The 16,289-nt window shown below is 32.7% G+C and carries 12 protein-coding genes and 1 pseudogene; 1 reads left to right on the top strand and 12 read right to left on the bottom strand.

Going from position 1 to position 16,289, the window contains the following annotated elements; all coding sequences use genetic code 11:
- Positions 1 to 747 precede the first annotated feature (747 nt).
- The 8 genes and pseudogenes from COB47_RS00720 to COB47_RS00685 form a co-directional block, all read right to left on the bottom strand.
- The gene (locus tag COB47_RS00720) at positions 748 to 1,833 is read right to left on the bottom strand and encodes a glycosyltransferase family 2 protein (protein ID WP_013289517.1); all 1,086 of its coding nucleotides are present in this window, start codon (positions 1,831 to 1,833) and stop codon (positions 748 to 750) included.
- A 15-nt stretch (positions 1,834 to 1,848) separates the two neighbouring features.
- Positions 1,849 to 2,928 carry a glycosyltransferase family 4 protein gene (locus COB47_RS00715; RefSeq protein ID WP_013289516.1) on the bottom strand — a complete coding sequence of 360 codons (1,080 nt, stop codon included), beginning with the start codon at positions 2,926 to 2,928 and terminating at the stop codon, positions 1,849 to 1,851.
- A gap of 18 nt (positions 2,929 to 2,946) precedes the next feature.
- On the bottom strand, positions 2,947 to 3,978 hold the full coding sequence (locus COB47_RS00710; RefSeq protein ID WP_237698939.1) for a hypothetical protein: 1,032 nt from the start codon (positions 3,976 to 3,978) through the stop codon (positions 2,947 to 2,949).
- 125 nt (positions 3,979 to 4,103) lie between these two features.
- The gene (locus COB47_RS00705) at positions 4,104 to 4,910 is read right to left on the bottom strand and encodes a glycosyltransferase family 2 protein (RefSeq protein ID WP_013289514.1); all 807 of its coding nucleotides are present in this window, start codon (positions 4,908 to 4,910) and stop codon (positions 4,104 to 4,106) included.
- Positions 4,911 to 5,397: 487 nt separating this feature from the next.
- A complete protein-coding gene (locus COB47_RS00700) occupies positions 5,398 to 6,321 on the bottom strand; it encodes a hypothetical protein (RefSeq protein WP_013289513.1) in 924 nt (307 codons plus the stop codon).
- Between the two features lie 95 nt (positions 6,322 to 6,416).
- Positions 6,417 to 6,676: pseudogene (locus tag COB47_RS12945) on the bottom strand (PTS sugar transporter subunit IIA); the annotation flags it as partial.
- A 2-nt stretch (positions 6,677 to 6,678) separates the two neighbouring features.
- Positions 6,679 to 7,614, bottom strand: a complete 936-nt coding sequence (gene pfkB, locus COB47_RS00690; protein WP_013289512.1) for a 1-phosphofructokinase — start codon at positions 7,612 to 7,614, stop codon at positions 6,679 to 6,681.
- A 27-nt stretch (positions 7,615 to 7,641) separates the two neighbouring features.
- Positions 7,642 to 8,394, bottom strand: a complete 753-nt coding sequence (locus COB47_RS00685) for a DeoR/GlpR family DNA-binding transcription regulator (RefSeq protein WP_013289511.1) — start codon at positions 8,392 to 8,394, stop codon at positions 7,642 to 7,644.
- 266 nt (positions 8,395 to 8,660) lie between these two features.
- On the opposite strand from COB47_RS00685, the gene COB47_RS00680 reads away from it, so the two are divergent.
- Complete coding sequence (locus COB47_RS00680; RefSeq protein ID WP_013289510.1) at positions 8,661 to 9,293, top strand: flavodoxin family protein; 633 nt, start codon at positions 8,661 to 8,663, stop codon at positions 9,291 to 9,293.
- A gap of 61 nt (positions 9,294 to 9,354) precedes the next feature.
- Here the strand turns inward: COB47_RS00680 and COB47_RS00675 are convergent, their stop codons facing one another.
- The 4 genes from COB47_RS00675 to csx1 form a co-directional block, all read right to left on the bottom strand.
- The gene (locus tag COB47_RS00675; RefSeq protein ID WP_013289509.1) at positions 9,355 to 10,101 is read right to left on the bottom strand and encodes a polysaccharide deacetylase family protein; all 747 of its coding nucleotides are present in this window, start codon (positions 10,099 to 10,101) and stop codon (positions 9,355 to 9,357) included.
- Between the two features lie 126 nt (positions 10,102 to 10,227).
- A complete protein-coding gene (locus tag COB47_RS00670) occupies positions 10,228 to 12,315 on the bottom strand; it encodes an alpha-amylase family glycosyl hydrolase (RefSeq protein ID WP_013289508.1) in 2,088 nt (695 codons plus the stop codon).
- Positions 12,316 to 12,534: 219 nt separating this feature from the next.
- Positions 12,535 to 14,559, bottom strand: coding sequence for an SPFH domain-containing protein (locus COB47_RS00665; RefSeq protein ID WP_013289507.1), 2,025 nt, complete (start codon positions 14,557 to 14,559; stop codon positions 12,535 to 12,537).
- Between the two features lie 287 nt (positions 14,560 to 14,846).
- On the bottom strand, positions 14,847 to 16,259 hold the full coding sequence (csx1, locus tag COB47_RS00660) for a CRISPR-associated CARF protein Csx1 (protein ID WP_013289506.1): 1,413 nt from the start codon (positions 16,257 to 16,259) through the stop codon (positions 14,847 to 14,849).
- Positions 16,260 to 16,289 lie beyond the last annotated feature (30 nt).

The raw sequence follows: 16,289 nt of genomic DNA, 5'->3' as shown, positions 1-16,289 counted from the left end.
TAGAAGAAAAAATAGTGAATAGCTGCAGAACCAATCATGGAGTACAAAACTATTTTGAAGAAGTCTCTAAGATTTATTTTCTCATCTATAATAATATGCTCTTTTGTAACTCTTCTTCTTTGTTGATATTCTTCAATATCCTTTTGAAAGTTAAAAATCTTTATTTCGAATAACCTCAAAAATTCTTTTATTATAAGCGGAAATACACTGTACCCACTCAAAAGAAATATATGCTGAATTCTGAATATAACCCATGGATTTAATGCATAATACACACTCGGTATTATTAATCCAAAATAATGCACATAATCGGGAAAACCCTTGAGAGTTTTTATCAATAGATATTCACATAATAGGAACATACCTATGCCAGATATTAGCAAACAAAATAAAATTATCAACTTAAGCATTGCCTGGTTATAAAAAAATGACAACAGAAAATTTAATACATAAAAAGGTATTATAAAAAACAAACGAGATAAATTGAAGAAATTAGTTGAAGAAAAATGTCGATTGAATACCCCCCATATTCTTTCAATATACCTTTTGTCGTTAATTCCACTAAAGTCAAGATCACTGAAGATAATAAAGCCATTATTCAACCAAATATTCTTTGTATCTATCAGGATGATTGCTATTACAGCAAGCAATGAAATAGCCTTTGCTAACTTCCTTTGCCTTTGAAATACCTCTTCTTGTTTCATTTTATCCTTATCCCTCGTTCATTTGCTTTTAAAAAATGTCAGCTCAATTTCCTTTAGGATGTGTTTTTTTAGGTGCATAAGGCTGGATACTATTTGAATCTTTCCCATAGTTGTAGTCCATGTTCTCTATAATTATGGATTTAAACCAACTGCTTGATTTTACAACGGTATTCCACCCTAATAATATAAGACTTCCTATAATTATGGCAACTAAAATTGTTTTTGTCAAAAACTTCTTTCTTTTTATCTTATATAGAATATTCCTCTCTCTTCTTCTCATTTCTTCATCATTCCTTTTTTTAATAAAATTTTGGGATATACTCACCCAAAGAAAATTTAGTGTCAATACAAGGTACATCAATATAACTCCAATTGTTAAAACAGGATGTCTTATGTATTTTTTTAAATTTTCCTTATGGTAAAGATGGGGACGGAAGAAATAATACCTCTTTATTATATCCCATTTTGAACATTTGCCTGATTCAAGCATACAACAAAAGTAGCTATTTTTCTTCCTCAATAAATCTCGTAAGGTTACCTTCTTTTCATCATGATAGATAAAAATCTCCTCGGTCTTTATAATCTTTAAACCTTTTTTAATACCCAATATTGTTGGCTGAATCTCTTCAAATGCTTCCAACCCCTCAACAAACCCCGGAAAAGAAAATAACTTCCATAACCTGGCTGCTTCAATATTCCCGCTCTCTTTACAATAATTTACTTTATATAAGTTCCTCTCAAAGACTTTAACTTTTGTCCAAAAATTGTTATAACTACTAAAAGCCACTTCAGGGATAATGAAGGCATCAATGTCATAATTTTCCACCACTGTCTGCAACTTTTTGAGAAAGCCAGGTGGAAGGACCATATCGCTATCTAAAAATAAGAAATGTGTGCAATTTTCAGCCAAAATTTTTTTCAGACCCTCAATCCTTGCGTAGCTTCTTCCCCTGTGCTCAGTCCTTAGAATATCAAAATGAGGATATGCAAGAGGTGAATCTGAACCATCATCAACACATACAACGTAAACTGGAAAATTTAAATTGTCAAGTTGGTCATAGATAGAATCTAAACATCTTAAGATAATATCTCCATCATTATATGTTGTTATTAAAATTCCCAGCTTCATAATTGCTCCAACCCTTTATGTATTTTCTATTATGCTTTGTATAACCTGTAGAAACTCTTCACATTGTTTATTATAGTTTAGCTGTGAAGCAAATTCAAATGCACAAATTCTCATCCTTTCATATTCTTCCCTATCAATACTTAGAAACTTTTCCAACAAATAATCCTTCCCTATCCTCTTTGTCACAAAACCAGCTTTTCCGTAATTTGTTGCATCCAGGCAGCCAGGAACAGGGTATACTAAGGAAGGTGTCCCTAAGTTAGCAGCTTCGCTTATCACAAGCCCCCATCCTTCTCTAATAGACGGAAAAATGTGCATATAGGCTTTCTCTACTATTTCTTGTTTTCTCTCCTCAGTAACATATCCAGTGAAAACCACATCCGCTTTAATTTTCTTTGTATAATTCTTTAATCTTCTTTTATATCTCTCTTGCCCTTCTCCTATAATATATATTCTTCTATTAAGCTTCTTTGCTAAATAAATCGCATCCTCAAACCTTTTATACGGGACTAATCTTCCTATACTAACAAGATAGTCTTCTTTCTCTGCCGGTGGAAGTGAAATGTACTTGTGCCTTATTGAATTTTTTATAACCCATATAAATTCTTCTTTAAACCCAAACCTCTGCAGATCCCCTTTGGTTGACTGGCTAACTGTTACTGCCATTCCAGATGAAAGACGCCAAAGGAGTTTTTCGAGCAATTTGAACACCTTACCAATGCACATTGGAAAATAATATTCCCAAATCTCAAGTGCAAGCTGATGAACTATTAATAATCTCTTATTTTTCGCAACGTATAAAAAAGTGAAAAACTGATGCGTGTTTGTATGGTCAATTACTAAATCAATACTTTCCTTATTTTTTTTATAATAGAACATTGCTTTGAAAATTAGGCTAATTAAATTAGTTTTAAACCGAATAAACGTTATATTATCATACACTTCATAATCTTTCTGAGTACCATCATTTTGACATAGACACGTGATTTTGTAATGATTACTCAAACCTTTTAGCACATTAAATAAGTATCTTTCTGCACCACCAGCTTTTTTATGATATATATCCCTTTGTGTTAACACTAAAATAGTCTTCATTTCTTCCCCTCGCAATATTTAACTTGTTATTTTATATTTTTCTTTACACTTACTATAAGTTGAATATAAAAAAGTCATAAACACGTGAAAAATTATTAAAAATATTAAAATCAAAATTAATACCTCAAATTTTAATTCTCTCACCAATGAAACTTTATTTTTTAAACTTCCAATTAATATGAATAAACACAATGGTTCAATTATTAATTGTTTCTTTTTTATGTAATTTGAGTAATTTACAAATAATATTGTAGCCATTAAAAGGTAAAATAAAATTGGTAATATACTCAAATTAAATGAATATGGAATTTTGAAAAGATAGTAATTTATATATCCCCCCAATGAAATATAACCAATGAAAATTCCAGCCCATGCCACAGTTAGATAAATCCAATAGGGATATGTTTTTTTATTAATCAAAACAAGATTTCCAATCGATACTGTAACAACATAAGTAACTGTTCCCCACGGCCTTGTTAAAACAAGCGAGTTATAAAAGTTCATTCCCTTTAATGCTAATAGATCAATATTTTGAATTACGAAAATCATCATCACAAAAAATAAATAATAAGCTCTTTCTCTAATTTCATTAATGTTTATGTTTGCAAAGCTATTCTTGTTTTCTCCTTTCAAAATCCATTTTATCAAATATGAATACGCTGCCAATACCAGCAAATATCCACCGATATTTGATACAATCCATCTTGTCAAAAGTCCATTTAAAGGAAACAATATTAATATCCCAAACCTACTTGTGTGCAACAAAAAATTAATTAAAGCCCCTTTTATGTAATTTCTCTCAATCAACATAGTTCCTCTTAGAAAAATAACAAAACTGTCTATTAACAAAAGTATACTTATTGCCCATCCATAAGATGGATATAAGATATACAATATAATTCCCAAAATTAATGAAATTATGCTTATTACTTTAAAAGTTGTACAAAAACTGACATTATATTCTATTTTGAGAAACATAACAATGTTGGAAATATAAAAAACAGTACTCAAAAGCGAATTAGCAAATACTACCTCCTTCAAACTTTCCAAATTTGCAACCCCTAACCTATAGAGATAGGTAATGTACAAAAATGGAATGGCAGCAATGAATAAGTCAAGAACAATATATACAATTTCTTTTTTCCGCTCGTTCACTTTATCCCCACCTATAATGTTCAGATACTTGATGCTTTTACGCTTTTATTTTTATCATTTATCATAACTTTATCTGTACATTCTCTAAGTAATTTTGATCGCGTAAACAATACATACTTGCAAAACTTATAAGTAGTTTTTATTATTTCAGCGACAGAAACAGAAGATTTGATTTTTCTTTCTACAACTTTTACATTTATTTCTTCAATTTGATATCCTGCATTTAACATCAAATCTGTTAATAGCAAATCAAACAAAAATCCATTCTCATTAACTTTTTCACAGCATTTTCTTAGCACATCTGCTCTAAACAGTTTAAAACCCAATTGTGTGTCACTCACAGGTAATTGTAAAAACAACTGTCTCAAAACAAAAAATATCAGTGAAACAATACTTCTTACAAAACCTCTCTCCTTCCTGCATGTTTTTATAGCCAAGGCAGTTGCAAAAACTGCACCGACCTTTTCATTTTTCTTTAGTAGTTCTAACATAGGAAGAAAATATTTTTTTATATCCACAGGAAGATCTGCGTCACAAGTAAGTATGTATTGTCCTTTTGCAAAATATATACCTTTTTTTAAGCTATATCCCTTACCAAATTTTTTGGCATTCTCTAATACAATTGTTCTTTGGTTTTTTGATAAGTTTACTATTTCTAAGGTATTATCAGTACTTTTTTCAACTACTACAATTACTTCATATTCGGGTACAGACTCGTCGAAATATTCGTAAATTTCTTTAAGGGTTTGTTCAATATTTTGTGCTTCATTATAACAGGGAATTATGACACTTATTAGTTCATCTTTTAAAAATTTTTCTGTACTCATATTTTATCCCTCTTAACTAATTTTCTTTTCCTAATTTATTAATACCCATTTTGTAGATTGTCGAAATTTGTCATACTGATTTTAATTTTCTTTTGAATTTATAAAAAACAACTTTAATTTTAAAACTTCAAAATAAAACTTGCAATCATTTTCTTTTAAAGCAATAGATTATTTTAAAGATGTTAGAAATACTTACAGTAGAGGTGTAGAGTGTATTATCTAAAAAAAGAATATACAAAATAAAAGTTCCACTCTTACTGCAGAGAAGCTGGAATATGTTGGCAACTAATATCATACATGATTGTTGTTATAATCAATTTTCAATTCTCAATTCCTTCTAAAAAACGTTACATTTAACATTGCAATTTAGACTGCAAAAAAATTAAAACTTAAGTTTTATTCTATAGAGAATGCAAAAAAGAGCTGCACAAAAGAGAAACGTACAGCTCTTTTTAGTTCATTCTTTAAAACTCAAAATTTAAATTCATCATCCAAGGATGTAATCATCAGATTTTTCCGAACCATTTTGAATATTTGCAGAATGTACATTTAAAACATTATATGGTAGGTAATTTAATACAATAAGATAAGGAATTGCTACAAGGTAAAAAATAAATCCTGCCAAACTTAAAACAATAAAGAATATATTATATTGATAATTTTGGTTGAACATTGTATCAAAAATATACACCGGTATTTGGAAAACTGCCGATATAAGTGAGTTATAAATTAGTACTGCTAAAACAAATATAACTTTGCCTTTTGTAAGCCTTGCGCTTTCTTTAATACTTGTCACAACTCCTGTATCTCTGTCTATCAAAATCATATTGGCAAACATCAATCTTAACAATATATAAATCCCCAGCAAAATGCCAATAACACCAACTATGAGCAATAATATACGTCCTACAAGGTTTTTCAAAGCTATGCCAAAAACAATACATAAAATACCTATTCCAAAGATAGCACCAAAAATGAGTGCCAGTAAAAATCCAAGCGCAATCATTTTCAAAGCTATCGAAAAATTTTTCTCTTTCATAGTATCAAAGAAAATTTTAAAAGCACTTTTGTTTGCATCTCTATCTCTTGTAATTTCAATAAAGGTTTTCATAAAAGGGTACTGGATAAAAACCAAAATTAAAAATATCCATATGATAAAAATTATTACCATCAAAATTAGGTATAAAACAAATTTGCTACTTAAAAAACGAAAAACTTCAACATCATTTAATAAAGAAATTGTTGACATATCAACGCCCATAATCAATGCAAGTAAAATACCAACTATAAGTAAAATTACAAATGATATGAGAAGAAAAATAAATGATAGAGCTATGATACCAAATACATAGCCATAATACTTTTTAGTAAACAAAAAGGAATCTTTCAAAAAATCTTTAAATAAACTCAAAATTCTCCTCCTTACTGTAAAATAACTTATATATTTAAAATACCACATTTTAATTATTTTGAAAAGAAAAAGCTAAGGCAATGTATATTTAAAAAAACAAACTTTTTTGAAACTCCAAATGCAACACAAGGTTCTAAAACTGAGCTATCTTTCCCATGAGGAATTGCAATGCCCATACCTATACCTGTCGAAAATTCTTCTTCACGTTTCATAACCGCTTTTTTAAACTTTTCTTTATCTGATATTTTTCCATCATTATAAAGAAGCTTGATGAGCTCTTCGATAACTGCTTTTTTGTTTTTGCCTGCAAATCAAAACTCATTCGTGATGGTGAAAACAAAGCTTTTACATCCATTTTTATTCTCCCAGCCTTTCTAATTTTGTTTTTTCCAAAAACTCTTCAATCTTATTTTTCTCAGGTGGCTTCACACCTTCTTTTGAAACTTTTGCTGCTGCACATGCTAAAGAAAGTTTAAAAATAGATATATCATCCATATTTTGTGAAAGCCCATAAGAAATAGCTGCAACCATTGAATCACCTGCACCTGTTGTGCTTTTTACTTTAGCCTCAGCTGCTTTTGCAAACAATGCCAAGTTTTCTGTGACAAAAACTGCACCCTTTGCTCCCATTGAAATCAAAACTTTTTTTATCCCATTTTCTATGAGCTTTCTTGCTGAATTTACAATAGAATTTAAATCATTTTCATCAACATCAAAAAGACACTTAAACTCATGGATATTGGGCTTTATAACATCTGGTTTTCCTATAATCCCCCTTTCAAGTGCTTTTCCGTCAGCATCAAATATAACCTTTGCACCTTTTTGTTTTAGCATTCTTATAAGCTCTACATACACATCTTCATCTGCACCTGGCGGGAGGCTTCCTGAGAGCACAAAGATGTCATCAGTTTTTGCTATCCTATCTATTTTTTCAAACAAAAGACTTATGTCTTTCTTCTTCACTTCAAAACCATTTTGATTGAGGTCGGTATAAACCTTTTGCGCTGTCTCAACAATCTTGATGTTTGTTCGTGTAAGTCCATCTACAAAAATGAAATCAAAATCAATTTGCATGTCTTTTAAATATTTCAAAAACCAATCCTTGTTGTCATTTCCTAAAAAACCAAGAGCGATTGACTGCCCACCCAGTGCTTTTATAACCTTTGAGACATTAATACCTTTACCACCAGCATCCATCAAACAATAATGGCTTCTATTTACTTGACCTTTTTTTAAAACATCGATGTATACTGTCATATCCATTGCTGGGTTTAGGGTAATCGTATAAATCAATTTTATCCCACCTCAAAATCTAAAATTTTACGTTATGACCTTCACACCCAGTTTTTCATATTCAGATTTTTTTTCTTCATCCATTTTATCAGTTATAATATAATCAAACCTTTGTACAGGACATATGAGTGAAAAAGTAACCTGACCAAATTTTGAACTGTCTGCAACCAAAAACACCTCTTTTGCATTTTCTATCATTGCTCTTTTTATAGCAGCTTCAACATGGCTTGGCGTTGTAACTCCAAATTCTATCGACACTCCGTTTGCTGCCACAAAAGCCTTGTCAACCCTAAATTGTCTGAGTATGCTTTGCGTTATGTCTCCAACAAGAGCTTTTGTTTTTGTTCTTATAACTCCTCCTGTTACAATCACTTCAACATTTTCATTGTTCGAAAGTTCGTATGCTATATTTACTGAGTTGGTTATTATAGTTATATTTTTTGCATTTATGTTTCGTGCAATGTATTGGGTTGTTGTTCCAGAATCAAGGATGATGGTGTCACCATCGTGAATAAAGCTTGCTGCAAGCTTCCCTATGTACTCCTTTTCTTTTGCAAACTTGTCTTCTTTCTCTGCAAATGAAGGCTCAAAAGAGGTTAGAAAATTGTTAACAGCCCCTCCATGAGTCCTCTTTATTACACCCAGAGTTTCAAGTTCAGCCAAATCTCTTCTTATAGTAGACTCTGATACACCAAACAACTTTGCAAGCTCTGAAACCTTAACGCTCTGCCCACTTTTTATCATCTGCGCTATTTTGCTTTTTCTTTCCTCTGCAAACATTTTATTCACCTTTCGTTTGTGCTCATTTTGATGAATGAATTTAATCATTTATGCTCATTTGCGATTAATTTCATTATAAAACATGAAAACTACCCTGTCAAGCACCTTTTACAAAAAATATATGCCTTCTTGTTTAAATTTGTTTGATTTGCACATACATGATAAGATGATATTGTGAAAAGTGAAGAAGAATATTGACTGCTAAAAGACAAAGGAGTATAGTGATATTTAAAAGATTGAGACTATGAGCATGAGGTGATTTAAAAGTGAAAGTTGTTGCATTCAATGGGAGCCCGCGAAAAGAAGGAAATACATATCATGCTATTAAAATAGTAGCAAATGAGTTAGAGAAAGAAGGAATAGAGGTTGAAATTGTTCATGTTGGTGATAAATTGATTCAGGGTTGTCTTGCCTGCGGTATGTGTGCAAAAAACAAAAACGAAAAATGCGTAATTGATGATGAGGTAAACGAGTGGATTGGGCTTATGAAAAACGCAGATGGAATAATCTTGGGTTCTCCTGTTCACTACTCTTCAATTTCAGCTACACTGAAAGCATTTTTGGACAGAGCCTTTTATGTCTCTGGTGCAAATGGAAATTTGTTGCGCCACAAAGTAGGTGCAGCTCTGGTTGCAGTAAGACGTTCTGGTGGAACACAAGCTTTTTTGCAGCTTATGCAATACCTAAACTATGCAGAGATGCTGATTGCATCATCAAACTACTGGAACATTATTCACGGCACTCTGCCAGGTGAAGTTTTGCAAGATGAAGAAGGTGTTCAGATTATGAGAGTGCTTGGCAAAAACATGGCATGGCTTTTGAAACTTATTGAAAATGGAAAAGGAAAAATAGTGGCACCTGAAAAAGAAGAAAAGGTAAGAACTAATTTCATAAGATAAAAAAATCAGGGCTGTGGCAAAAACCTCAGCCCTTTGTATTAATATTATTATTCGGATAATTTCAAAGCCTTGTTATCTTCCCACCATCAACCTTGACAATCTTATCATCTACTGAAATCCAAACGTCGATTGCAGATGGGTTGAAAACAAAGTCACCCTTTGCAGAAAATTTAAGATTACGAAAAGCATTTATGTAGTCAACAATTTCGATATTAGTTGCATACCAGATATCTGGATGGTTCCCAACCATTTTGCAAAACTCTTCAATTAAATCCCAGTTGTTGTCATTGTCAAACTCATAGCTGTGTCCCCAGACATAAAAAAGATACAGATATTGCTTCTTATAAAAGTTTAAAAACTGCTCTGCAAGTTTTAAAAGATTATGATTATGGTGACAGGTTGCCTTCCACTCATAAAAATCAACTGGAATTGAAAAATCATTACTATTTCCAACAATCCTTGCATATTCAATTCCACAGTAAGGAAGAAAGCTTTTTATATCAGGGGAATACGACCCATTTGGGTAAGCAAGTCCTCTCACTGGATAGCCCACAATGTCTTCTAATATCTTTCTGTCTTCTATTATTTGCTGTACTACTTGATCATGAGGACACCTTGCAATTGTTGGATGGTTAAATGTATGAGCTGCAACCTCATGTCCTTGATAGAGGTTTGCAATTTCCTCGGCTGCGATTCTATCATCTTTACCCAAAAGTCCTGCATTGATGTTAAAAGTTGCCTTAATACCATACTTATTGAATATTTCTACAAGTTTTCTGTCCTGTTTTTTCCCGTCATCATAGCTCATTGTCAGAGCTTTAAATCTACCGCCGGGAAAACAAAAATATATTTTTTCATTTTTATCTCCTTTCCATGCACAAAAATTTATAAAGTTTATATTTTAATTTTACTCCATTATATACGCATGGAAAGGTTAATTTTCTATTTTGAAATAAAAAATTTTTATATCAAGTGGATTTAAATTAACAATCAGATTCGGATAAGAGTAATGATAATCAACCTCTCCTTTCAAACTGAACAGACAATCAATATTTTCTGCTCGCTGGGCATTAAAAATACCTGATTTAAAAAGATTCAATTTAGCAGTTTTCTTTCTTAAATTGTCGGAATTTGCAACTATAACAAAATACTCATTTTCAGATTCTGAAATAAGTTTGTAGCCAAATGACAGTATCATTTTTCCATTATATGGTATTTTGAAAAAGTTCTCTTTTGATATAAACTGTGAAAACCTCTTTTTCAAATCTGCTGCAGTTTGAATTAAGTTTATCATCTCATCAGCACCCTGGTTTGTCCAGTGAAGAGCGTACTTATCAAAAAAGGCAAGTTTCCCATAAAGAGGGTCTGATTTTGGAAGTAAAAACCTGCCATCTGGTTGTGGGTCAAGTCCCAAGTTCATAGGTTGAAGTTCATAAACTTCCTGCCCGCACGTGACAAAAGGCACGCTGTTGGGTAAAAAGAAATTCAATACTGTGGCAAAACGAGAAAAATCCCTGCCTCCAAGCCTTGAAGCTGCACGCGGACTGTCTGGAATCTCACATGCTGCAAAAACAGGAACTTCAAGCTGAACAAGTATGTCTAAAATCTTCTTCATAGTCCCTTGATAGTATCGTGGTTCTCTTGCCCAAAGGTCACCAATAATCATGTCATAGCCTGACTTTTTAGCTTTTTTATGTGCATCCATTGAAAGTTCTTCTGCAATAAAACAAAATTGTGGATCTTCTTTTCTGGCATTTGAAATTATCATATCCTCCAGTTCTTTGGGAAGAGCATGCCCCATATCAATCCTTGCACCATCTATTCCAAAGTTTTTCTGATAGTGAACAATGATATTTGAAATCTTTTCCCAGAGTTCACTGTTTGGTTTTCTTCCTTTGAATATATTGCCTCTTATAATATCAAACAAAATATATGGTGGTTGATCGCTGTCGATATACTTTGCAGATTGAACAGGATGGTCAAGATAAAGTCTCAAATATGTTACATCTGTCCATGGAGGTTGCGGGTCGTTCAGACAGTCTGAAAAAGCCGGGGCAGTGGTAAGACCTATCTCTTTTTCTATCAGTTCAAAAAAGTCAAGGTTCTTGTCTTTTTCACACCTTTCTTTTATACTCTGCCACTTTTCAGGTGCGTATTTTTCAGGTGATTGAACAAACTTTCTTATGTGCTTTAGCACAGCCGGGTCTTTGTATATAAGCTCAATGTTTTCTTCATTTGCTTTTGTAAACTCTTTTATCAAAGTTAATTTTGGTGGTCCGTAATCTTCTAAATCATCTATTTTAATCCAATAAAACCAGTCCGGGTGTTCCAGAATAAAATCTGAATCTCTGGCAGATGTTCTTGGAATAATATCAATTATAAATCTTATTCCAAGAATATGGCATGCCTCAATCAAAGCCTTGAACTGTTCATCTATCGAAAGCTGGTCTGCCATAGGATCATAAAGAACAGGGTCAAGTTCAAAAAAGTTTTTGACTGCATACGGTGAACCCATCTCACCTTTTTTATACTTTGTGCTGTTTTTTGTAATTGGAAGGGTATAGATAGCATCAAAACCCATCTTTTTTATAAGCGGCAAAAGTGCAATTGTTTTTATAAACGTCCCTGTATCCTTCAGTCCAAAAGCATTTTCAAGTTCAAGTTTTCTATCACAGTCATGGTCCCATGCAGAAAATGTTCTTATTTGCATACCATATACGCTGCTCTTTTCAATCCAGTTACTATATGGTTTTTTAGATACGCTTCTGTCTTGAGATAATATCTTTGAAAGCGACTGAAGATAGTCAACTCCTTCCTTTTGATAAGGCAAAATTGCTTTTTCTACAGCCCTTGCAACAAACTTATAAGGGTTTACTGATATTGTGCCATCATTGTTTTCTTTTTTCTCAAGCCCATCATAGCCAAAACTGTCCCACAACTTTGGTATTCTGAAATCGTTTTTTCCATCCCACTCTTTTGCTTTATTATTCAGAATCTCAACAAGCTCTTTTAATGCTGACATCTTTCTTATTTCTCCCCTTTTTCAGTTTGCTTCTAATTAATTTATACCCATAGCTTATTTTGAGCAAACGTTTGCAATTTATATGAAATTATTTTAGCATACAAAATTTAAAATTTGTAGTGGCTTTTTCTGAAAAGCAAAGCGGCTCTGGCACATATTATAAAATCTTCCTTCCCAGAGCCGCACTTTTCATGGATCGGGTATTTAAAATCTTAAAGCTTAAGATACAGCATTTTGCTGTTGTGAATCCTGAGAAATCTCTTCAGTTTTCTCCTTCTTATCACTTTCCTTTGCAAGAAGTATTGAATTTAGTATCTCCTGCTTTATCTTTTTGACATTCTCATCCTCTGTCTCTTTTCCTTTGAACTCAACACCAAGTTCTTTTGTCAAAAGCAAAGTTAATAGCATTTCAAACGCATTGAAAGATGCAGAAGAAGCCTTCTCGCCCATTGCAACAACAGTTTCTGGAACAATATCTATGCCTGTCTTTTCTAAAGCCTGCGTAAATTTGCCCATGACATCCTGCAGAACTTGATATTGAGGTCCGCCGTATGCTTTTACCTGCTCTTCTATGGCAATTGCCCGTCCAATACCAATTCGTGCTTCTTTCTCTGCTTCTGCCTCTGCCAAAGCTTTTATCTTCTGAGCTTCTTGAATAGAACGCTGATACTCTGCTTTACCCTGGTTTGTCTGAATCTGAATGTTTATCTCAGACTCTGTAAGAAGTTTTTGTTGAGCAGCCCTTGCCTCAGCCTCTCTGAGCTCTCTTTCCTTTTCTGCCGCTTTTTGCTGGCGTGAGTATGTCTCTATCTGCTCAAGGGCAATTTGTCTGTCTCGAAGCTGTTCTAAAATTGCATCTATCTTGTTATCGTTTGGAGATGACATAGGTGTTCCAATCAAAACCTCTTCAAGCTCTAAATTATAATGCGCAAACCTTTCTTTCATCTCTTCTGATGCTATCTTTTGAATCTCATCTCTCTGCTGAATTAGCTCAATAAGCGTCTTCCTTTGCCCTATGTTTTTAAAGTATGCAGATACCATCGGATCAAGAGTCTGTTCAACCAGCATTTTCAAATCTCCAAACCTCTGCACAACAAGCGGAGCTTTTCTGTAATCTATGTGAAGAACAACTGCCAGCGGCAGCGATGGTTCAAATGCATCTTTGGTGATAAGACTTACCTCTTTAAGATTCTCATCATAGCGGTGAGTGCCTGTCTGGTTACTTATCCATTTTAGTATGATATTTGTTGTTGGCACTTTTACAATCTTTCCAGCATATGTGTTAAACGCATATTTGCCAGGCATCAGAGGATCTTTCCACACACCTCTAAATCCCCTTTCAACAAGCTCACCATGTTTGTAGTCCTCACCTGATGTATCCTGCCCTTTTGGTCCTACATACGATACAACAACTCCGACATATCCAACTTCAATGACCGTTTTGTCTATAAGCTCTACAGTTGCAAACAACCGGTTTATAAAATATGTTCCCTCAACAAGAACTTGAAGCTGCCTTCCACGGAACCCTCCTGCTTTCAAAAACTTTTCTGGGTCCTGGAAGTTATTATGGTATGTCTCAGGATTGGATGGGTCATCCCCAACAGTTGGTGCAACTATGTCTCCACTTGGAAGTGATGGTCCATCATGAACTGTTACAATACCAACCTTATCTTCTGTTATCACAATTGGTCTGAAAGCATTTCGCGACTTTAAAGTCTGGACCATCTTTTCTATCATCTCTTTTTCTTCTTTGTTACCCATTGGAAGATAGTAAATCTTATCTTCTGTGATAACTATAAACTGCGCAAGGTTAAATGCATATGTTCCTTCACGAAGGATCGCCCGCTGCGGACCTCTTTGCCCGCCATTTTCCAAAAAAGCCCTGACATCTTGGAAATTATTACATTCCGGAATCACTTTGCCAAGCGTCTGGGTAGGTTCAAGGGGTTTACCATCCCTTGCAAAAACATAACCAATTTGCCCTTGTGGAATTGTAACAAGTGGAACAATGTGGACTTTGTACATAAGCGGAGTCCTAAAATGAATACCACCTCTTAAAACCTCTGGCTGAAACCCTGCTTCACCCCTCAAGGCTATAATCTGCTCATTCAGCGAACCTTTGAAAGACCACCACTTTTCAACAATACCCACTTTGTCGTTTGGAATAACTCTGAGCCCTATAAGTTTTAATAAAAGATAAACCAAAATAAGTAAAATACCCAGCATGAATAACAATTCTATCATCTTATCCGTTTCACCCCTCTTTTTTACTTTTACTTTCTTTCATTTTTCGACAAAATTCGACTTTTTGTGTTATCTACAAATTTTGCTGTATTAATTACCATTTAATAATATCATATTGCCATTACTTTTACAATATTGCTATTAAAAGTGATACGCTTTTTATATTTAACAACGCTAATGCTTATTAAAATGTTATTTAAAAAATTAAAACACAAAAGAGTTAGACATTATAAGAGCAGGAAAGAAAGATGTAACACAGCTTTAGAGTTAACATCTGCTCCGCTTTTTTATATTCGTTCAAGAAGCATCTTTCCCACCATTTCTCTTAATTCGGGCAAATCATCTATGTATTCTACATAAATATCTCCATTTTCTTCATTTACAATAACAAAATTTTCTTCGAGGCCACAGTGAGCAAAAAAATTACGTTGTATTCTATCTCTATTTTTTCTATTAAGAAGGTTCCTAAAATTGCTCCTCAAGATATCTGCGGCTATTCTTCTGTCTGGAGGACTAAGTTTATCTAGTTCAACAGATAGAATATCAATGTTATTAGTAAGACCAAATTTATTATATATATTCTTCATTATATTCTTTATATCATCTTTTTTAACACCTTTTTGTTTTTTATATTTTAAAATGTTTGCATGATTTATCACATCAATTATCCCTAAATAAAATCCAAGAGTATTTATTATTTTAATCCATTTATTTTTGTCTAATTTCGGCGAATTTTTGTAGTTTTTTGCTATTTCAACATGCAAGTATTCAATTATTTCATCCAGTAACTTCTGAATTTCATCTGGTTCATCAATAATAGTATAAGTATCAAATAGATAAAGAGGTATATTGTTTTTTATAGCACTAAAAGTCATTAGAAATCTTTCTAAAACAGCTACCAGAAGTTCACAGGTCTGCTTATCAAATAACATCTTTTTCATGTCTTCAAAATTCTCACTTTTTATATCTTCAAACTCCCACCTTTTTATAGGAGACTCCAAAAAAACATTAAATCTCTGCTCTTCAATATACACCTGATAGATATTTTCACTTCCAGGTAAAATAGGGTCACAGATTGTGATGAAAAATTTTGGCCTTTTTCTTTTATCTACCCAGTGTCTTAAACTTGTAAATGTAGCAAAATGCCTAAACGCCTCAAGCATTGCGGAAATGTAAATATTGTGACCACTTGAAATATCAATGTAAATTTCTGAAATCGAATTATTCATTTTGAGGTATCTTTTTATCATGTCAAGAAAAATCTCAAGCACAATGTCTCCATAAGTGGTATCAAATTGAACTTTTTTAGCATCATCTCTTTTTTTACCATATGAATAGCTACCCAACGAATGAATAATTCTAAAGTCATCTTTCTCATTACAATAAGGAAAATAACTTTCAAAATAGTTATATGGATTATTAAAGTATTCATCCTCTCTTTCCCAAATCTCTTCAATCTTTTTTTTAGATATTTCATGTAGTTTAGAATTATCTCTAATCAAATTAGGATTAAAAGGTAAACTAACTGGGTAGAGAAGTATTACCTTTACTTCATCATTGTTCTTCTCTTTGAAATACTTTTTTAAAAAAAGAGAGCTCAGCTCGGCTTTTTCAGTATAATCTTCATTATCTTTACCAATTTTAAACTTTTGTTGCTCCATATTAGTATCCAAACGACCTAATTGATATATTAACTTCATTCTTAATCCTCCCTTTTATGTAAAATAATT

This window comes from Caldicellulosiruptor obsidiansis OB47 (genome assembly GCF_000145215.1).
Lineage (GTDB): Bacteria > Bacillota > Thermoanaerobacteria > Caldicellulosiruptorales > Caldicellulosiruptoraceae > Caldicellulosiruptor > Caldicellulosiruptor obsidiansis.
This window is presented reverse-complemented; position numbering and strand designations above follow the sequence as displayed.